At 54.6% G+C, this 19,524-nt stretch carries 19 protein-coding genes and 1 pseudogene; 7 read left to right on the plus strand and 13 right to left on the minus strand.

The features are described from left to right. Positions 1-143 precede the first annotated feature (143 nt). Entirely contained in the window at positions 144-2,402 is a 2,259-nt protein-coding gene (gene katE, locus AC2CGP_RS04055) for a catalase HPII (RefSeq protein WP_047063789.1), read from the plus strand. A gap of 41 nt (positions 2,403-2,443) precedes the next feature. Here the strand turns inward: katE and chbG are convergent, their stop codons facing one another. The 8 genes and pseudogenes from chbG to osmE all read right to left on the minus strand — a co-directional run bounded on the left by chbG (position 2,444) and on the right by osmE (position 8,356). Beyond that, on the minus strand, positions 2,444-3,202 hold the full coding sequence (chbG, locus tag AC2CGP_RS04060; protein ID WP_032708299.1) for a chitin disaccharide deacetylase: 759 nt from the start codon (positions 3,200-3,202) through the stop codon (positions 2,444-2,446). 12 nt (positions 3,203-3,214) lie between these two features. Then, positions 3,215-4,561, minus strand: a complete 1,347-nt coding sequence (locus tag AC2CGP_RS04065) for a 6-phospho-beta-glucosidase (protein WP_484502284.1) — start codon at positions 4,559-4,561, stop codon at positions 3,215-3,217. A 102-nt stretch (positions 4,562-4,663) separates the two neighbouring features. Beyond that, on the minus strand, positions 4,664-5,503 hold the full coding sequence (chbR, locus tag AC2CGP_RS04070; protein WP_026612280.1) for a transcriptional regulator ChbR: 840 nt from the start codon (positions 5,501-5,503) through the stop codon (positions 4,664-4,666). A 12-nt stretch (positions 5,504-5,515) separates the two neighbouring features. Continuing rightward, the gene (gene chbA / locus AC2CGP_RS04075) at positions 5,516-5,863 is read right to left on the minus strand and encodes a PTS N,N'-diacetylchitobiose transporter subunit IIA (protein WP_015366185.1); all 348 of its coding nucleotides are present in this window, start codon (positions 5,861-5,863) and stop codon (positions 5,516-5,518) included. Between the two features lie 52 nt (positions 5,864-5,915). Beyond that, positions 5,916-7,274: a PTS N,N'-diacetylchitobiose transporter subunit IIC gene (chbC, locus tag AC2CGP_RS04080; RefSeq protein WP_015366184.1), complete on the minus strand. Its 1,359-nt coding sequence runs from the start codon at positions 7,272-7,274 to the stop codon at positions 5,916-5,918. An 11-nt stretch (positions 7,275-7,285) separates the two neighbouring features. Further along, positions 7,286-7,351: pseudogene (locus AC2CGP_RS04085) on the minus strand (hypothetical protein); the annotation flags it as partial. 70 nt (positions 7,352-7,421) lie between these two features. Beyond that, a complete protein-coding gene (chbB, locus tag AC2CGP_RS04090) occupies positions 7,422-7,742 on the minus strand; it encodes a PTS N,N'-diacetylchitobiose transporter subunit IIB (protein WP_015366183.1) in 321 nt (106 codons plus the stop codon). A gap of 275 nt (positions 7,743-8,017) precedes the next feature. Further along, positions 8,018-8,356, minus strand: a complete 339-nt coding sequence (gene osmE / locus AC2CGP_RS04095) for an osmotically-inducible lipoprotein OsmE (protein ID WP_015366182.1) — start codon at positions 8,354-8,356, stop codon at positions 8,018-8,020. Positions 8,357-8,651: 295 nt separating this feature from the next. Here osmE and nadE point away from each other — a divergent pair, with 295 nt between their 5' ends. Continuing rightward, positions 8,652-9,479 carry an ammonia-dependent NAD(+) synthetase gene (nadE, locus tag AC2CGP_RS04100; RefSeq protein ID WP_015366181.1) on the plus strand — a complete coding sequence of 276 codons (828 nt, stop codon included), beginning with the start codon at positions 8,652-8,654 and terminating at the stop codon, positions 9,477-9,479. Between the two features lie 101 nt (positions 9,480-9,580). Next, positions 9,581-10,444, plus strand: a complete 864-nt coding sequence (cho, locus tag AC2CGP_RS04105; RefSeq protein WP_032708300.1) for an excinuclease Cho — start codon at positions 9,581-9,583, stop codon at positions 10,442-10,444. 92 nt (positions 10,445-10,536) lie between these two features. Here the strand turns inward: cho and spy are convergent, their stop codons facing one another. From spy to astC, 5 genes are all read right to left on the minus strand, one after another. Next, entirely contained in the window at positions 10,537-11,019 is a 483-nt protein-coding gene (spy, locus tag AC2CGP_RS04110) for an ATP-independent periplasmic protein-refolding chaperone Spy (RefSeq protein WP_015366179.1), read from the minus strand. 367 nt (positions 11,020-11,386) lie between these two features. Then, on the minus strand, positions 11,387-12,349 hold the full coding sequence (gene astE, locus AC2CGP_RS04115; RefSeq protein WP_015705766.1) for a succinylglutamate desuccinylase: 963 nt from the start codon (positions 12,347-12,349) through the stop codon (positions 11,387-11,389). Between the two features lie 73 nt (positions 12,350-12,422). Beyond that, positions 12,423-13,898 (minus strand): succinylglutamate-semialdehyde dehydrogenase, encoded by a 1,476-nt coding sequence (gene astD / locus AC2CGP_RS04120; RefSeq protein ID WP_411302977.1) that lies wholly within the window; start codon positions 13,896-13,898, stop codon positions 12,423-12,425. After that, positions 13,895-14,929 (minus strand): arginine N-succinyltransferase, encoded by a 1,035-nt coding sequence (gene astA / locus AC2CGP_RS04125; RefSeq protein WP_032711851.1) that lies wholly within the window; start codon positions 14,927-14,929, stop codon positions 13,895-13,897. The genes astD and astA overlap by 4 nt, the downstream gene beginning before the upstream one ends. Next, a complete protein-coding gene (astC, locus tag AC2CGP_RS04130) occupies positions 14,926-16,146 on the minus strand; it encodes a succinylornithine/acetylornithine transaminase (protein ID WP_046883185.1) in 1,221 nt (406 codons plus the stop codon). Before astC ends, astA begins: the two co-directional genes overlap by 4 nt. A gap of 446 nt (positions 16,147-16,592) precedes the next feature. Here astC and xthA point away from each other — a divergent pair, with 446 nt between their 5' ends. The 4 genes from xthA (at position 16,593) to AC2CGP_RS04150 (ending at position 19,515) form a co-directional block, all read left to right on the plus strand. Next, positions 16,593-17,399 carry an exodeoxyribonuclease III gene (gene xthA, locus AC2CGP_RS04135; protein WP_015366172.1) on the plus strand — a complete coding sequence of 269 codons (807 nt, stop codon included), beginning with the start codon at positions 16,593-16,595 and terminating at the stop codon, positions 17,397-17,399. 238 nt (positions 17,400-17,637) lie between these two features. Beyond that, complete coding sequence (locus AC2CGP_RS04140) at positions 17,638-18,258, plus strand: TVP38/TMEM64 family protein (RefSeq protein WP_224146699.1); 621 nt, start codon at positions 17,638-17,640, stop codon at positions 18,256-18,258. Beyond that, positions 18,251-18,955, plus strand: coding sequence for a TVP38/TMEM64 family protein (locus AC2CGP_RS04145; protein ID WP_411302976.1), 705 nt, complete (start codon positions 18,251-18,253; stop codon positions 18,953-18,955). Before AC2CGP_RS04140 ends, AC2CGP_RS04145 begins: the two co-directional genes overlap by 8 nt. After that, positions 18,952-19,515, plus strand: a complete 564-nt coding sequence (locus AC2CGP_RS04150) for a carboxymuconolactone decarboxylase family protein (RefSeq protein WP_411302975.1) — start codon at positions 18,952-18,954, stop codon at positions 19,513-19,515. The genes AC2CGP_RS04145 and AC2CGP_RS04150 overlap by 4 nt, the downstream gene beginning before the upstream one ends. Positions 19,516-19,524 lie beyond the last annotated feature (9 nt).

Consider the following 19,524-nt stretch of genomic DNA (forward strand, 5'->3'; position numbering starts at 1 on the left):
TTTCGTCGCCCCTCCTGGCACGATGCGCATTTTAGGATAACTCTATTCCTGCCTGAGCAGCATCCTCAGCACAATGTTCTATAGTTAGAAGGGTTTTGGTTTAGCAACGACCACTTTTAGCAATGAAAGCAGGAGACGAGCAGATGTCAGATAAGCACCACGACCCACACAGCCGACAGGCTCCGGTACACGATAGCGATGAAGCAAAACCGGGCCTCGATTCACTGGCGCCAGAAGACCGCGAGTGGCGCCCTACTCCCCAGCCAACCGCGCCCGGGGAGGAGCCGACGGCGCCGGGTAGCCTGAAAGCGCCGGATACCCACAGCATTAAATTAGATACCCTCGAGCCACAGCGTAAAGGCGGTGAAAACTTTCCGCTGACCACCAATCAGGGGGTACGCATCGCCGACGATCAAAACTCGTTACGCGCCGGCAACCGCGGACCAACGTTGCTTGAAGATTTTATCTTACGTGAGAAAATTACCCACTTTGACCATGAACGCATTCCCGAGCGTATCGTTCATGCTCGCGGTTCCGCCGCGCACGGCTATTTCCAGCCTTACAAAAGCCTGAAAGAAATTACCAAAGCCGATTTTCTGTCCGCGCCGGAAAAAATCACCCCTGTTTTCGTCCGCTTCTCCACCGTTCAGGGCGGCGCGGGCTCGGCCGATACCGTGCGCGATATCCGCGGCTTCGCCACCAAATTCTATACCGAAGAGGGCATTTTCGACCTGGTGGGCAATAACACGCCTATTTTCTTTATCCAGGATGCGATTAAATTTCCTGACTTTGTCCATGCGGTGAAACCCGAACCGCACTGGGCAATTCCGCAGGGACAAAGCGCCCATGACACCTTCTGGGACTATGTTTCGCTGCAGCCGGAAACATTACATAACGTGATGTGGGCCATGTCCGACCGCGGCTTGCCGCGCAGCTATCGCACAATGGAAGGCTTCGGTATTCATACCTTCCGCCTGATCAACGCTGAAGGCAAAGCCACCTTTGTGCGCTTCCACTGGAAGCCGGTGGCCGGTAAAGCATCACTGGTGTGGGATGAGGCGCAGAAATTAACAGGCCGCGATCCGGACTTCCATCGCCGCGATCTATGGGAAGCCATCGAGGCTGGCGATTATCCGGAATTTGAGCTCGGCCTGCAGTTAATTCCGGAGGAAAACGAGTTCAATTTCGACTTCGATCTGCTGGATCCGACCAAGCTCATTCCAGAAGCGCTGGTGCCCGTTCAACGAGTCGGCAAAATGGTGCTTAACCGTAACCCCGACAACTTCTTCGCTGAGAACGAACAGGCGGCATTCCATCCGGGTCATATTGTGCCGGGTATCGATTTTAGTAACGATCCGCTGTTACAAGGGCGACTCTTCTCCTATACCGATACGCAAATTAGCCGCCTCGGTGGGCCAAATTTCCACGAAATTCCGATTAACCGCCCTACCTGCCCGTATCATAATTTCCAGCGTGACGGCATGCACCGAATGGAGATTGATACCAATCCGGCAAACTATGAACCCAACTCTATCAACGATAACTGGCCTCGTGAAACGCCGCCGGCGCCGAAACGCGGCGGCTTTGAATCGCTGGCGGAACGCGTTGATGGCGAGAAAATCCGTAACCGTAGCCCCTCCTTCGGCGAGTACTACGCCCAGCCTCGCCTGTTCTGGCTCAGCCAGACGCCGATTGAGCAGCAGCACATTATCGGCGGCTTTAGTTTTGAGCTGAGCAAAGTGGTCAGAGTCTGGATCCGCGAGCGGGTGGTCGATCATCTGGCGCATATTGATATCGGGCTGGCGGAAGCGGTAGCCAACAATCTCGGTATCGAACTCAGCGATGAGCAGCGGAATATTGCTCCGCCTGCGCCGGTTAACGGCGTGGAGAAAGACCCGACCCTCAGCCTTTACGCCGATGGCGATGGCGACGTAAAAGGACGAATTGTCGCGGTATTACTCAACGAGAAGACCTGCGCGCAGGATGTACTCAACCTGCTACAGGCGCTACAGGCCATAGGCGTTCACAGCAAACTGCTCTATTCGCGTATGGGCGAAGTCAGCGCCGATGATGGATCGCAGCTACCGATCGCCGGAACCTTCGCCGGCTCGCCGTCGTTGACGGTTGATGCGGTTATCGTTCCCGGCGGCGATCTGAGCAGCATCAGCGATAACGGCGATGCCCGCTACTATCTGCTGGAAGCCTATAAGCATCTGAAGCCCATTTTACTGGCGGGCGATGCGCGGCAGTTTAGTTCGCTGCTACAGGTGCCCGCTACGGGTGAAGAAGGGGTTATCGAATGCGACGCGATTAATACGCTTAGCGTCGATAAGCTGCTGACGCTACTGGCCGCGCATCGCGTCTGGTCAAGAAGCAGTAAAGTTGCGGCCATACCCGCATAATAAAAAGCCCGGCAGTTCATGGCTGCCGGGCTTTCCTCTCTTTATACGTCGCGATAGTTTCCGAGCCGATAGCCACGTTCCGCAATAGCGTACTTCAGTTCGCCGGACGTCAGCACGTCCAGTTCGGTCAGCCGCGGATAGCAGTAAGCGCTGCACATAATGGTGTTATCGACAAATGCCGGATGACACATCACTTCCAGCGAGTTTTCCTGCCGTTCAATCGACGCATCCAGTGTCTGCAGGAACAGCGCTTGTGAAACCGCTTCACCATAAAATTCGCTGCTGAAGCCATCGCTACTGCGCGCCGCATCCTGGTCGAGGCCATTCAGCGCCGCCACCTGACGATCGATACGCAAAGCGACGCCCTTTTCGCGCGCAAAGGCGGCGACAATGGGATAGATCTGCGCGATCATATGCACATGGTGGTGGCTGTCGATATGCGTTGGTTCGCAACCAAACAGTTCGATAAAACGCCGGTACTGACACTCCAGTTCGTGGGCGATCTCATCCAGCGGCAGGCTGTCCTCTTCCGCCATCTGCCAAATCCATTTGCCCAACCGCCCGTCGCGGGTTAACCCCGGCATCGCCGATAATGGCTCGCCCAGCGTCAACACAAAGTGCATGCCTACCGCCAGCTCAGGCAGGCTACGGCTTAATTGGGCGGCGTGGCCGATAGCCGCGCCGTTGACCAACGCCGTAGTCGATGTCACCAGTCCATTCTTGCAGGCTTCGATAATGCCGTAATTCTGCCCTTTGCTCAGGCCATAATCATCGGCGTTAACGATCAATACGCGTTCCATCGGCCGCTCCCGTTACTGTTTCAGTTTTTCGATAGTCACTGCAAAGTTCGGCAGCCACTTCTCATGGGCGAGGATCATCTCCCGCGCCAACTGCTCGGCATCACGATCCGAATGAATCAGCGGGCTTAAATTGAACGCCAGCAGCACATCATTGAGCTCACCGCTCATTGCCGCCTGGCTGGCCGCCACTTCAAAGCCTTTGATGGTATAAATCAGCCCCAGCACTTTTTCATCAAAATGCGTGATTCGCGGCGTGGGTTTCGCACCGTCGCGGCCCAGCGTACAGGTCATTTCTACCGCCCAGTCGGCCGGAATATTATCAACATGGCCATGGTGCGGAATATTCACATAGTGCTCGGTCTGCTTATCATTGTAGATGGCATTAATCACCTCGCAGGCGGCATCAGAGTAGTAAGCGCCGCCGCGCTGCTCAAGCTCCTTCGGCTTAATGTTCAGATCCGGATTTTTGTACAGTTCGAACAGCTGCTTTTCAACCTTCTGTACGACCTGAGCGCGCGCGCCGCCTTTGTAGTATTCGCCCATCTCAATCGCCAGCATCTCTTTCGGCTTGAAGTAATAAAGCAGATATGAGCATGGGATCAGGCGCAGTGAGCGAATCAGCCCTTCGCTAAACGGCAGGTCGAAGATATTTTTCACCGAGTTCGCGGTCAGACGGCCAGAAGCCACGCCGTCCAGCAGTTCATCGAAGCGCGACACGCCATTGACCAGCACATCGCGAACGAACACCAGGTGGTTGAGACCGAACAGATCGATATTCAACTCATCGCTCGGACTCAGTTGCAGCACATCGGTAATAAACATCTTCATACCGATTGGAATGTTGCACACGCCGATAAAGCGTTTGAAATTGGTATGGCGGTATACCGCCTCGGTGACCATACCCGCCGGGTTGGTAAAGTTAATGATCCACGCATCGGGGCAAATTTCCTGCACATCTTTGACGATATCGAAAATCACCGGGATGGTACGCAGACCTTTAAACAGACCGCCCGCACCGTTGGTTTCCTGGCCAAGATAGCCATGGCTTAGCGGGATACGTTCATCTTTTTCACGCGCTTTCAGCTGGCCTACGCGCAGCTGCGTGGTGACGAAATCCGCCCCTTCCAGCGCCGCGCGGCGATCGAGAGTTTTGTAGACTTTCATCGGCACGCCGGCTTTTTCCACCATCCGCTGGCACAGCGCATGGATGATATCGAGCTTTTCCTGCCCTTCTTCCACGTCCACCAGCCACAGTTCCGTTACCGGCAGCTCGTGATAGCGTTTGAGGAAACCTTCCAGTAATTCCGGGGTATAGCTGCTGCCGCCGCCAATAGTCACGACTTTTAATTTCTGGCTCATATCTCTCTCCCTTAGGCGCTACGCGTAGACGTAGACCGCTCTCCGCATAAATGCGGACAGTTAACTTGAATGAATAAACCGCGCGGTAAATACCGCTGCGAGTTAATTAATATTGGTCAGTTGTTTGCGATAACTGCTTGGCGTAAATGAGGTCAGCCTTTTGAACGTTTTAATAAACAGACTTGGGCTGCTATATCCTGATTCATACGCAATATCAGTGACCGAATAGTTGGTGATTTCCAGCTGTTTTTTCGCGAAATTGATGCGGATATCATTAATGATCTGCATCGGCGTCTTACCATAATAGCGCTGGGTCGCCCGGGTTAAATATTCTTGCGTTTTCCCGGACAATTGCACCATATTTTCCAGCGCGCTTTCGCCAAATTTATTTTTATCGTGCATATCCTCTACGGTATTTTTCAGCCAGTGAGGGATCACATCTTCAACGGGCTCTTCACGATAATGACGCAAGCGGTTAATGGTGTAAAACGAGACCAGTTCAATAAATTCGTCAAATTCAGTCTCACGAAAATTCAGTGAAGCAATAACCGACTCGATATAACTGAGAAAGGCGCTTTGCACCGCATAGACCTGAGAGGCGACCAGCCCGAACGGCAGCAGCGGCAGATAATGTTTCTCAAAGAAGCGTCTGCTGATGCCAACGTTAAGAATGCGCGTCGCACCAAATTCATAAAAGCTCTGATGGTGCGACCCCATTGGGATAAAGACAAAATCCCCGCGCTCCAGCAGCACCCGTTTGCCATTAATTTCCTGATAATAGCGCCCGGTTAAAACGATAGTGAACTCGTAGTAATCATGCTGGTGAAGCCCGCTCACGCTCTCCGTTTTGTTATAGATGACCACATGAAAGTTTTTCCCGTTGAAGAGCTGTTGTTCCCTGGCGGTACTGATCTCTGTGGTCATCATCTTCGGCTGCCTCATCGTTCGGATAGCCTATTGTACCTTCTCGTGCAGCTCGATCAATTCGGCCACCAGTTCACGGGCCAGCATTGAGGTCATCAGATGATCCTGCGCATGAACCAGCACCAGACTCACCTTCATCTTGCCCTCGCCTTCATCGCTTTCAATAAGCTGGGTCTGGACGCGATGCGCTTCACTCAGCGCCATCCGCGATTGCTCCATCATCGATTTCGCGGCGGCAAAATCTCCCTGCTTCGCCTGCTTCAGCGCCGCATAGGCCAGGCTACGCGCCTGTCCGGAGTTAATAATCAGCCCCATCACCACCTCTTCGAGGTCATTTTCCGGGGTTTCTACCGCGTCGATGTTATCCAGATCAAACATAATATTTCCCTCGTTTCTCAGGCGGTACGGGGAGAACCCGTACCGCTCGACATCAGAATTTCAGTGCGTTAGCAATATCTTCTTCGCTTTCTTCCTGCTCGATGGTGCTCTGCGCTTTGTTCGACAGGATGACGAACGGCAGGTACACGGCAGTAGCGACACAAAGGTTGAAGAGCGCGACCAACAGGGCTGCAACGCTACCATTACTGTTAAAGAAGGCCCCCAAACCGGTTGGCATCGTCCACGGCGCCAGGTTGGTCACCGGTGGGATAATGCCCAGGCTGTATGCAGCCAGCGTAATCGCGGCCAGAATCGGTTGTACCAGCACGAACGGGATGAACATGACCGGGTTCATGATGATCGGCAGGCCGAACAGAATCGGTTCGTTAATCTGGAAGATGCCTGACGGCAGCGCCAGTTTAGCGACCTGACGATGATCGGCGCGGCGAGAAGCGATGAAGATGGCGATAATCAGACCCAGCGTCGCACCGGAACCACCCAGCAGGATGTAGGAGTCGAGCATCGGCTTCGCCCAGAAGTGGAACTGTTTGCCGGCTTCAATGGCCGCGTCGACAGAGCCATACTGGTTATACAGCGCGATGTTTTCCAGCGCCCACGGCGTCATAATGCCGTTATCCAGCGCCGTCAGCGCCAGCGAACCGTGCACCCCGAAGAACCACAGCAGGGAGTTAAAGATAACGTACGCCCAGCCAACGACGCTGCCCATCGCCGCCAGCGGCGTGGAGATGGAGTCCATGATGATCTGATGGAAGTTGCTGCCGTAGTTTGACAGAATCCACGAAATAATGCCGAAGACCGACAAAATCAGGAAGCCCGGGATCAGCGCCGAGAAGGAGCGCGATACCGATGACGGCACGCTATCCGGCAGTTTGATGACCCAGTTGCGGCGAATGACAAAGGTGAACAGTTCCGCCACCACCAGGCCGATAATCATCCCGGAGATGATGTTCTGCCCGCCGAGCCAGTTGGCGCCGACGGCATAGGCTTCACCCACGCTATAAGGCGTGACGGTCATAAAGGCGGCGACCGCCAGCAGACCAGCTGCCATAGGGTCGACTTTACGCTCTTCGGCCAGCGCGGCGCCGATAAAGAACGGCGCCATCAGCGACATAATGCCCAACGTACCGTTGTAAACATTACCGCCGATGGCTTTAAAGCCGTTTAAGGTTTCAATGGTGGAGGCATCCAGGCGAATCCCCATTGAATAAAAGAAAGAACCTTCACCAAAGCTCAGAAAAACGTTGTTGATTAATACGAACATGGCCCCGGCGAGGGTCAGCGGCATTAATTTAATAAAGCCGTTTTTAATCGCATTAATGTGCGGTTGCTTTCCTATTTTAACTGCAAAAGGAAGGAGTACCTTTTCAAGCGAATCGATCACTTTACTCATAGTCAATACCCTTAAAAGCCGCAATAAAATATTACGGCGATGATGTATGAAATTACTCTTTGACGGGAAAATAAACTGTTGAATATAGTGGCGGCTAGTATTAATTAACCACCAGACGCCAACATATCGCGAGTTTAAAAAATAAAATTATTGTGCTGCAGCTTTCTTAATGGCCGCGACGGCCGCCTTCAATACACCTAAACCATCGACTTTACCGTACAGAATGGAATCAATGACCTCTACCGGCTTGTTTGGCAGCAGACGTTGAATTTCCGGCAGCATATAAGCGATTTGGGGTCCTAATAATACAACATCAGCTTCCGGTCCTTTTTCACCGGCCAGCGTTTCAGGATACGCTTCAATAATTACCGGGACTTCATACTTTTCCGCCTGGGCGCGCATTTTGGAGACCAGTAATGAAGTGGACATGCCAGCCGAGCAGAACAGATAGATATGTTTCTTTTCCATGAACGCTTCCTCAATGTGTAGGACCTGGGCTTCAGCAATGGCTGAGAGCCGGTAAGACTGGTAACTTGCGGTTAGTTTTGTTTATGCATTGAGTATACGGCAACATTTGGCGGCAGGATAATTCCCTGTTGAACAGAATTGTCTCTCATTGACCTCGCGTTTTGACTACCCTCACATTTCCCCCAAATAATTCGCGCAATTAAATAAGCATTAGCCGCCATAAAAAAGCCCGACCAATAGTCGGGCTTTCGTAGCTCTCAGCTTGTGACGCGTAGTTATTTGTTGTTACGCGGATCGGTGTCGTACTCGGCGCAGGTCTGGTAGCCGGAGTTCATCACGTGGCCGGTCTCGTCCAGCGCGACAAAGTAGGTTTCAATTTTACCATCCCGTTGACCCAGGATATAAGTCTGGCAGGTTCCGCGCGCGTGAATCATGGTGACTTCAGACGACGGTTTACCGGCAATCTGCATAACCTGGCTACGGGTCATGCCTTTTTTGACATCCTTAACAACTGGCTGTGTGAACTGGTCTTTGGTGCGGTCATAGGCCGTACACCCTGCCAGCATGGTTAATACTGCTGCTGCGCCCATCAATCCTGCTAATTTTTTGTTCATATTCCGTCCTCATTATGTAATCGGCGTGTTTTAAGCCTGGAATAAAAAGCGTTATTTTTCAAGCCAAACGTCGAATTCATGTAAATTCAGAACTTTTCTGGTAACCAGATGTGAGCAAAAAATCAGCGACGGAACGTACTCCACTACCGATGTTTTCCCGCACCATAAATAAATGCTATGCCATTGGTTGCCTTCTTTTCCGTCAGTCAGCGGTACCAGCCTTGTCGTTTCGGCAGCAAAGAGGTAGTTTTAGACCATGCTGGTTGCCATACAGGCTCACTTTCCGGAGGGCGTAATGACGCTTCAACAACAAATTATCCAGGCGCTGGGCGCGAAGCCGCAGATTGATGTCGAAGGCGAAATTCGACGCAGCGTGGATTTCCTGAAATCCTATCTGCAGACCTATCCGTTCATTAAATCACTGGTGCTCGGCATTAGCGGCGGCCAGGATTCCACCCTTACCGGCAAACTATGCCAGATGGCGATCGATGAGCTGCGGGCTGAAAGCGGCGATCGGAGCCTGCAATTTATCGCCGTACGCCTGCCCTATGGCATCCAGGCCGATGAGCAGGATTGCCAGGATGCTATCGAATTTATCCAGCCTGACCGTGTGCTGACCGTCAATATCAAAGGCGCGGTGCTGGCCAGCGAGCAGGCGTTGCGTGAAGCGGGTATTGAGCTGAGCGACTTTGTTCGCGGCAACGAGAAAGCCCGTGAGCGAATGAAAGCGCAATACAGTATCGCCGGCATGACCAAAGGCGTGGTCGTGGGAACAGACCATGCCGCAGAAGCGATCACCGGCTTCTTTACCAAATACGGCGATGGCGGTACCGACATTAACCCGATCTTCCGTCTCAATAAACGTCAGGGCAAACAACTACTGGCGCAGTTGGGCTGTCCTGAGCACCTTTATATGAAGCAGCCGACCGCCGACCTCGAAGATGACCGCCCTTCTCTGCCGGATGAAGTCGCGCTGGGCGTAACCTACGAAAATATTGATGACTATCTGGAAGGCAAAACGCTGGATGAGAACATCGCCAAAACCATCGAAGGCTGGTATCTGAAAACCGAGCATAAGCGCCGCCCGCCAATCACCGTCTTCGACGATTTCTGGAAGAAATAACGGCTTCCCGACACCCCGGCCAGCGCCGGGGTTATTTTTTGTCCTTTTCGCCGCAAAACTCGCCTGCTATACTGGATGCATGCACAGTATCAGGAGTTGTTGTGGCCAGAAAACAATCTGCCCCGCGTCTGGAATTTGAGGCGGCGGCAATCTATGAGTATCCCGAACACTTGCGCCCATGGCTGGAGGCCTTGCCAAAGCTGCCTGGGGTGTATCAGTTCCATGGTGAAAGCGAGACGCTGCCGCTTTATATCGGAAAGAGCGTGAATATCCGCAGCCGTGTGCTGTCGCATTTGCGTACCGCAGATGAGGCCTCCATGTTGCGCCAGGCGCGACGCATCAGTTGGCAACGCACCGCCGGTGAATTAGGCGCGCTGTTACTTGAAGCGCGGTTAATTAAAGAACAGCAGCCGCTGTTTAATAAACGACTGCGGCGTAATAAACAGCTCTGCTCCTGGCTGCTGGAGTCGGGTAAACCGCAAGTTGTGTATGCGCGAGAAGTCGATTTCTCCCATCAGCAGCACCTGTACGGCCTGTTCGCTAACCGCCGCGCGGCATTACAGGCGCTACAAACCATCGCCGATGAGCACCGTCTGTGTTATGGCATTCTGGGGCTGGAGCCGCTGAGTCGCGGGCGCGCCTGTTTTCGTTCCGCACTGGGGCGCTGCGCCGGCGCCTGCTGTGGTAAAGAGAGCGTCGAAGATCATAACCAGCGGCTGCTGGCGCAAATGAGTAAACTTCAGCTGGTGTGCTGGCCGTGGGCGGGTCCGGTGGCGCTGGAAGAGCGCGGCCCGGATATGGTTCAGTACCATATCATTCATAACTGGCTGTGGCTGGGCGCGGTAGATTCACTGGCGCAAGCCGCTAAACTCACCACACTGCCTGCCGGTTTCGATCACGATGGCTACAAGATTCTTTGTAAGCCATTGCTCAGCGGTGAGTATCCGCTGCACCTTCTTGGCTAATGATATCGCAAACGTAAAAAACCGCCGGCCCTGCCCAAAGCCTTAATGGCAATGATTGGGCAAGACCGGCGGTCTTCATTCCGCGCGCTGAGTTACTCAGCAGGTGCAGGCATTTTACCTTCCGGCGCTTTACGTTCTGTCAGATGCTTCTCAAAATTCGCATTGAACTGTTTTTTCTGTTCCGGCGTCAGGATGTTGTAAATCTTGTTCTGGGTTTCCATGCGGGAAAGCATCATCTCTTTATGCTGTGCTTCCATCTTATCAATCTGCGCGCTGGCTTTCGCTTTGTCGAAAGTATCGCTGGCGATCAGATCGTGCATGGCGCGACGTTCGTCAAGGGACGGACGTTTCATGTTCTGGCGTTGGCTTTTCATGATGTCGCGAACCTGCTGCTTTTGCGCATCGGTCAGGTTCAGGTCTTTGAACATCATATCGTGATGACCCGGCATACCTTTATGGTGCATCATCGGTTTGCTGTCGGTTTGGGTGGTAGCGGTAGTATCGGCTGCGTGAGCCAGGTTAGCAGCACCCAGAGCCAGCGTAGAGGCAACAAACAGAGCAGTAATCTTCTTCATGGTTATGTCCTTACTATCAGTTATTCTGACGGCGCATTGCCGTGTTGACGAGATTAACTTTACGCGCTTTATCGTCAATTAATCAGTGCAAGAGTAAAACAATGAAAGTGTAAAAAACATTTTCTCACCAATTGTGGAGAAAATAAGGAAAATGAGGAGGGATATGCAACAAAAAATAAATAACAGGCTGTTTTATAAGGAAACTGTGAAGATTATAAAACAGTGGAGATTAAAAACAAAGCATTTAACCAGGAATAATCTGCAAACCATATCAATGGCACAAATAAATAAGATTGGCGCGCAGTGATATTTCACTCGATATTCACAACCGCGAACGACAACGGCTGTGAATAGTTAAGAAAGGAAATTACAACCGCTCCAGCATCAGCCCAGCCCGTAGCCCTGGCGCCACGCCGGGGTTGGGAAACAGCACGTACTCTTGCGCCTTTTCGACGACATAGCGCGTTTCGCCATCCTCCGCCAGCAGCGTCCCGGCGCTGAACGGCGTAAAATTGAGCGTCTCCCCCGACATATGCAACTGGAACTGGTCACTGTGGCGCGTGATCTGCTGCACCACCCGGTAGCGCAGCGGCGCAGTCGCTTCTGCCACCGCCAAATCGCCCACCAACAGCCTGCTTAACGCCCGCTGCGTCGCTGAGAACTGGGTTAAATCGTTGTCGCCAAAAGGCAGCGCTTTGCCCAATTCCAGCGTACAGGCCAGCGCGGCAAAACGTTCGCAACTAAAGTGGGTAAAGGTTCCCGCCGGTTGTTGATGGAACACCAGCGCCTCCAGCCCGGCCGCGCCAAGCCAGCTGAGAAAATCTTCGCTCCACGGCTCCTCGCGTGCCGGCAACACCCCAAAGCGCGGATGCAGCGAGCCGCGAATAGCGGTATGCATATCCAGATGCCAGCGCACGCCATGGCTATCGCTAAAGAAACGCGTCACAGCGCTTTCCAACTGCCGCGCCCGCACCGTTTCCCCACTGGGCGCGAACTTGCGCCAGCGTTCGCCGAACATGCGGTTCATATCGCTATCGAGATAGCGTTTATTTTGCCGCAGCGCCGGCGGGTTGCCGAATATCACCAACACACGCCAGCGCAGCGGGAGTTCGCCGCTAAACAACTGCTGAAGCAAAGCGTTGACTATCTCCACCGGCGCGGTTTCATTGCCGTGAATACCGCAGGAGAGTACCAGTGAACGTTCGCAGCGCGCATGCGGGGTCAGCAGCAGGATGCCGCAATCGATCCAGTGCCAACGAAAATGGGCGGTTTCGCCATGAAAATGATGCGGCCAGCGCCCCGCCAGAGTTAGTGCCAGAAAGTCGTCCACGACGCCTCCTCTATTACTGAAACGGATCGAGGAAAACTCGCAGGGCCGAGAATCCCGGCCCCGCGAACTTTCATCAACTTGCCTGCGATGAAAAATCCAGACCCGGACTGAGCGTCTCCGGTAGCGCCAGTTCGGCAGATTCCAGGCTGGCCATCGGCCAGGCGCAATAATCGGCGGCGTACCAGGCGCCTGGACGATGATTTCCCGAGGCGCCGGTTCCGCCAAACGGCGCGGTACTGGCGGCGCCGGTCAGCGGCTTGTTCCAGTTGACTATCCCGGCGCGGGCTTCCAGCAACAGGCGCTCGAACTTATCGCGCTCGGAGGAAATCAATCCGCAGGAGAGACCAAAACGGGTGGCGTTAGCCATCGCGATCGCTTGCGCGAAATCGTCATAGCGCCACACGCACAACAGCGGGCCAAAGACTTCTTCATCCGCCACCTGCTGCACGTTGCTCATGTCGATGATCCCCGGCGTCAGCAGCGAAGTGCCGTCGCGCAACAGACGCGGCTCCAGTAACGTCTGTCCGCCGCTCGCCACGTGCCCAAGCCAGGCCTGATGCACCTTTTGCGCGGCCTGCGGCGATACCAGCCCGCCCAGGAACGGCTGCGGCTGCGCATCCCACTCGCCGGGAATAAGACGTTGTGACACCGTCACTAAACGCTGCAAAAACGCGTCGCCCGCCGTGCCGCGCTTGACCAACAGGCGGCGCGCGCAGGTACAACGCTGCCCGGCGGTGATAAATGCCGACTGGATAGTCAGGTGAACCGCTGCGTCAATATCCTGCGGCTCGTCAACAATCAGCGGGTTATTGCCGCCCATTTCAAGGGCGAGGATTTTTTGCGGCTGCCCGGCCAGCTGACGATGCAGTTGGAAGCCGGTCGCGGAACTGCCGGTGAACAAGAGACCGTCGATATCCGCCTGCTCGCTCAGCGCCTCGCCTGTCTCCCGGCCGCCCTGCAGTAGATTCACGACTCCAGCGGGTAAGCCCGCCTCAGCCCACAGTTTAACCACCGCTTCGCCACTTTGCGGCGTAAGCTCGCTGGGTTTAAAGACGATGGTATTACCGGCGAGTAGCGCCGGTACGATGTGTCCGTTAGGTAAATGGCCCGGGAAGTTATACGGCCCGAACACCGCCAGCACCCCGTGGGGACGGTGGCGCAACGTGGCGGCGCCGTCGGCCATCGCCGTCTCGCTCTCGCCGGTGCGGCTATGGTAAGCGCGCACCGAGATCGCCACCTTATTTATCATGGCGGTAATTTCCGTGGCCGCCTCCCAGCGTGGTTTACCGGTCTCAGCGGCAATAATCGCCGTCAGCTGGCTTTTGTTCGCTTCCAGCAGCGCCGCAAACTTCTCGACGATCCCCTGACGCGCGCTAAATGGCAGGCGGGCCCAGGCGGGAAAAGCCTGACGCGCGGCGCTAACCGCCTGCGCGACCTGCCCGGCGTCGGCGTCATTTCCCTGCCACAGCAGCGCCTGGTTGACCGGGTTATATTTACTGCGCTGCGGGCCACGCCCGCTTTGCCATTCGCCGTTAATCCATAAACTCATGATGCTTTCTCCTCCGGGATCAGGCGGACCATCCGTACGCGGTCGCCTGGATGGCATTTCAGCGTATCCAGCTCACGCGCGCTCAGCAGCAACGTTTCGCTATCCGGGTCGGCATGGACCAGGATGGCGCGGAACTGCTGATACTGCTCGTTGGTGACCAGACACTGCGGCCACTCTCCAGGCGCAGGCTGCCCTTCTTCCACCGTCAGCAGGCGGCTTTTGCGTATCGCCCGCACCCGGTCGATTTCGCACTCCAGCGTCGGGCCGCCGTCGAAAATGTCGATGTAGTTGTTAAAACGGAAGCCTTCTTTTTCCAGTACCGCACGCGCAGGCGCCGTTTGCGGATGAACCTGGCCGATGACCGCCCGCGCTTCATCGGAGAGAAAGTCGATATATAACGGATGTTTTGGCATTAGTGCGGCGATAAACGCTTTTTTACCGGTGCCGGAGAGATAGTCGGCGCGGGAAAATTCAATCGCGAAGAAGCGCTTGCCGAGGCTTTCCCAGAACGGCGAATAGCCATGCTCATCAATCACGCCGCGCATCTCGGCAACCACTTTGTCATTAAAGTGGTCGCGGAAACCGGCCATAAACAGCAATCGCGATTTCGACAACAGGTAGCCGTTACCCTCTTTACGCCATGCCGGATCGAGAAACAGCGTGCAGAGTTCGCTACAGCCGGTGTGATCGTTGCTAAGGAACAGCGTCGGCAGCGCGTGATAAACGTTGAGCTCTTTTGATGCATGTACCTGCGTGCCGACCCGATAGTTGTACCAGGGATCGTTGAGGCCAACGGCGACTTCAATCGCGCAGATCCCAACGACCGCGCCGCTGACGCTATCTTCCAGCACAAAGACATAGCCCTGCTCGCTTTTAGGCAGTTCGCCGCGCCAGGTCCGCTGGGAGCGTTCAATGCGGGCAGCCAACGTGGGTTCGTCCGCCGGCAGCGACGTCAGGCCGCCGCCGGTTTCTCCCGCCAGGGCCATCAGCCCCGGCAAATCGGCTTTTTCAACCGGTCGGATCACCATCATGATGAAACTCCCGCAAGGAAGTGACGGCAGGCCAGCTCAAAGCGATCGAGACCGGTGTTCACCTCTTCCTCGCTCACGTTAAGGGCCGGAGCGAAGCGAACGACGTTTGCCCCGGCAATCAGTACCATCAGCCCGTCTTCCGCCGCCTGGGTACTAATGGCTTTAGCTTTCCCGGCATATTCGTCGTTCAGTACACAGCCAATCAGCAGTCCCAGTCCGCGAATTTCCTTGAACAGGCCGTATTTGGCGTTAATCGCGCTCAGGCGTTCGCTAAACCACTGGTGACGCTGTTTAACGCCGTTCAAGAGCGCTGGGGTATTGACGATAGACAGTAACTCCCCGGCAACAGCGGTGGCGAGTGGGTTACCGCCGTAAGTCGTGCCATGGGTGCCGACGGTCATCACGCTGGCGCATTTTTCCGTCGCCAACAGCGCGCCGATCGGGAAGCCGCCTCCCAGCGCTTTCGCCGTCGACAGGACATCCGGCGTCACCCCGTAGTGCATATAGGCATACAACTCGCCGGTACGACCGACGCCAGTTTGAACCTCATCAAAAATCAGTAGCGCGTTGTGCTGGTCGCACAGTTCACGCAGGCCACGTAAAAATTCCGCTTTCGCCGGCACCACGCCGCCCTCGCCCTGCATCGGCTCGACGATCACCGCGCAGGTGTCGTCATTAATCAGCGCCCGCGCCGAGTCGAGGTCGTTATAGGTAGCATGTTGGATCTGCGGCGGCAGCGGCGCAAAATCCTGCGAATAGGAAGGCTGGCCGCCAGCGGACACGGTGAACAACGTGCGCCCGTGGAAGGCGTTTTTGAACGCGACAATGCCGCTTTTGTGGCTGCCGTAATGATCGTGGGCGTATTTACGCGCCAGTTTCAGCGCCGCTTCGTTGGCTTCGGCGCCGGAGTTACAAAAGAAAACGCGGTCGGCAAAGGTGGCGTCGATAAGCTTTTTGGCAAGGCGCAGCGCCGGTTCGTTGGTATAGCCGTTACCGGTATGCCAGAATTTTCCCGCCTGCTCGGTCAGCGCTTTTACTAGCTGTGGATTAGCGTGTCCCAGCGCATTCACCGCGATACCGCCGGCAAAATCGATATACTCTTTCCCCTGCTGATCCCACAACCGTGAACCTTCGCCGCGTACCGGAATAAAAGCCGCCGGCGCATATACCGGCATCATCCATTGATCAAAATTGCTACGCGTAATTGACTGAGACATATCGACCTCTTCCGGTAAATTAAAAGTAAGCACAATGTTAAAATTTATGAGTTATTACGCTGTAAATGTAGATTGCACGCATCGTGCCAGCCAGAGGCAAAAATGCATAAATTGAGCTCAATCACGCGATATCAATGAGTTACAGATACTAACTATTCAATAAAAATGCATAATTAGTGAATAATCATCAAATAAACGGCGCTGGATAGAGGAAAACGACGAGAAGTTATGCAGCGATAAGATATAATTCTGTAATTGTGATCCTCAACGAAATTTATCGTAGATATCTGCGCTTTTTTGGCGCGACATGCGCCAAAACGGTGCATAATTTGTGCGATTCGCTCGCCAACCGCAGTAATCGGTAGAATTAACCACCTGCCGGCAGCCACCATGATGAAATTCTGCTAACATCCTTGCACTATTCACCTTGCACAGTGGCAGCGACTATGAAATTCATCTCTTTTAATATCAACGGCCTGCGTGCCCGCCCCCATCAACTGGCCGCCATCGTCGATAAACATCAGCCCGATGTTATCGGCCTCCAGGAAACCAAAGTACACGACGATATGTTTCCTCTCGAAGAGGTTGCGAAGCTGGGCTACAACGTCTTTTACCACGGGCAAAAAGGCCATTACGGCGTCGCGCTGCTGACCAAAGAGACTCCGATAGCCGTACGTCGCGGCTTCCCGGGCGACGGCGAAGATGCGCAGCGCCGCATCATCATGGCGGAAATCCCTTCACCGTTTGGTAATGTCACGGTAATTAACGGCTATTTCCCGCAAGGAGAGAGCCGTGACCACGAGACCAAGTTCCCGGCGAAAGCGGCGTTTTATCAGAATCTGCAGAACTACCTCGATACCGAGCTGAACAAAGAAAATCCGGTGCTTATCATGGGCGATATGAACATTAGCCCTACCGACCTTGATATCGGCATTGGCGAAGAGAACCGTAAGCGCTGGCTGCGCACCGGTAAATGTTCCTTCCTGCCGGAAGAGCGTGAATGGATGGATCGCCTGCTGGGCTGGGGCCTGGTCGATACCTGGCGTCACGCCAACCCGGATAATCATGACCGCTTCTCATGGTTCGATTACCGCTCTAAAGGTTTCGATGACAATCGCGGTCTGCGTATCGACCTGCTGCTGGCAAGCTCGCCGCTGGCTCAGCGCTGCGTCGAAACCGGCATCGATTACGACATCCGCGGGATGGAAAAGCCTTCCGATCATGCGCCGGTATGGGCAACCTTTAAACCATAACTCTTCTTTGGGGCTCCGGCGCGGAGCCCCGCTATCCTGAGCAAAATCAATAAAGTGAACGGTATACATTGTCGCTCGCGGCAATTTACTATACTGTCGCGCGCACCCGGCGTTTCCTGCCGGACAAAACGAAGACAGGAGACCCTCATGCAAAAGAAGCCGTTACCCGACACGCTATAAACTGCTGTTTGCCGTACTCCTGTTTGCCCTGCTGGCATGGCTTGTTCAGCACGCCGGGCTGACGAGACTGTTCAGCCACCTTCACGATCTTCAATTGCTTATTCTGCACAGCGGTAGCGCAGGTTATGCGCTTTATATCCTGCTGTTTATCATCGCCACCTTATGTCTGATGCCAGGCAGCGCGTTAGTCATCGTCGGCGGTATGATATTCGGCCCCTGGTTGGGCACGCTACTCTCGCTTATCGCCGCGACTGTCGCCTCATCGCTGTCGTTCCTGCTGGCCCGCTGGCTGGGCCGCGAAGCGCTGCAGCGCTATTGCGGTCACCACGCCGTTTTTCAGGCTTTCGAGCGCGGTATTGCCCGCAGCGGCTGCGATTTTCTGATTTTCACCAGGCTGGTGCCGCTGTTCCCTTATAATCTGCAGAATTATGCCTATGGGCTAACGGCGATCCCCTTCTGGTCCTTTACATTTATCTCCACCATCGCCACCCTACCGGGATTGTTTATTTATACTTTTATGGCTAGTGAACTGGCCCGCGATGGCATCACCCTGGCTTTTATTGGCAAACTCAGCATCGCCGGCCTGATGCTCTTTGTATTAACTCAGGCCGCCAGGCGTTATGGCCGCTATAAACACATTAGTGTCGCCACATCCGCGGTAAGCGATAAAAATGGATAACAGAAAACGGCTGTGGCTCTTACGCGGCACTATCATCCTGCTGGCACTGGCAGCGCTCGTCGGCTGGTGGTTAATACCGGGCGTACGCTCCTTTGTGCAACATAGCTTCAGCGCGTTTGCCACCCTCGATCAGCAAGCGCTGGAGCGTTTTATTCACGCTTATGGTCCGCTGGCAGCCCTGGTCTCTTTCGGGCTGATGATCCTGCAGGCGATTGTCGCGCCGCTGCCGGCATTTTTAATTACCTTTGCCAACGCTTCGCTGTTCGGCGCACTGTGGGGCGGCGTATTGTCATGGGTCAGCGCGATGGCTGGCGCGGCGTTGTGCTTTTTTATTGCCCGCGTACTGGGCCGTGAAGTGGTAGAAAAACTAACCGGCAAGGCGGTATTACAGAGCGTAGATGGTTTTTTTAGGCGCTACGGCAAGCACACCATCCTGGTTTGCCGCCTGCTGCCCTTCGTCCCTTTCGATCCGGTGAGTTACGCCGCTGGGCTAACCTCAATCCGCTTTCGCCATTTTATGTTTGCCACCGGCGTCGGCCAATTACCGGCGACTATCGTCTACTCGTGGGCCGGAAGCCTGCTGACGGGGGGGCTGTTCTGGCTGCTCAGCGGTTTATCTATTTTGTTCGCTTTAGCTATCGTAGTCGCGATAGTCAAAGCGCAATACGTTGCGCATCACAACAGGAAATCGCCATGAATCTACCGCCGTTAACGTCGATTCCATTGATCCTGCGCCCGCAGGCGTGGCTACACCGTCGCCATTATGGCGCGGTGCTCAGCCCTATCCGCTGGTGGGGGCGCATCCCGCTGGCGTTTTATCTGGTCTCCATGTTTGTCGGATATCTGGAACGCCGACGCTCGCCGCTCGATCCGCTGCTACGCTCGTTGGTGAGCGCCCGTATCGCCCAGCTGTGTCACTGTGGATTTTGCATTGATATCACCAGCATGAAACTGGCGCAGCGCGCCGGCGGCAGCGAAAAACTATTGGCGGTTAACGACTGGCGCAATAGCGGATTATTCAGCGATAGCGAACGGTTGGCACTGGAATATGCCGAAGCGGCGAGCATGACGCCGCCCGCCGTCGATGATGCGCTGCGCGCCCGGCTGGCGCAGCAGTTCGATGCTCAGGCGTTAACCGAACTAACCGCGCTGATCGGCCTGCAAAATTTATCCGCACGCTTTAATTCTGCGCTGGCGATCCCGGCGCAAGGCCTGTGCCAAATCCCGAAGCCCGATGTTTCCGACACTCATCCCTAAGGAGTCAAT

This window comes from Klebsiella sp. SYXHC3, from assembly GCF_057196925.1.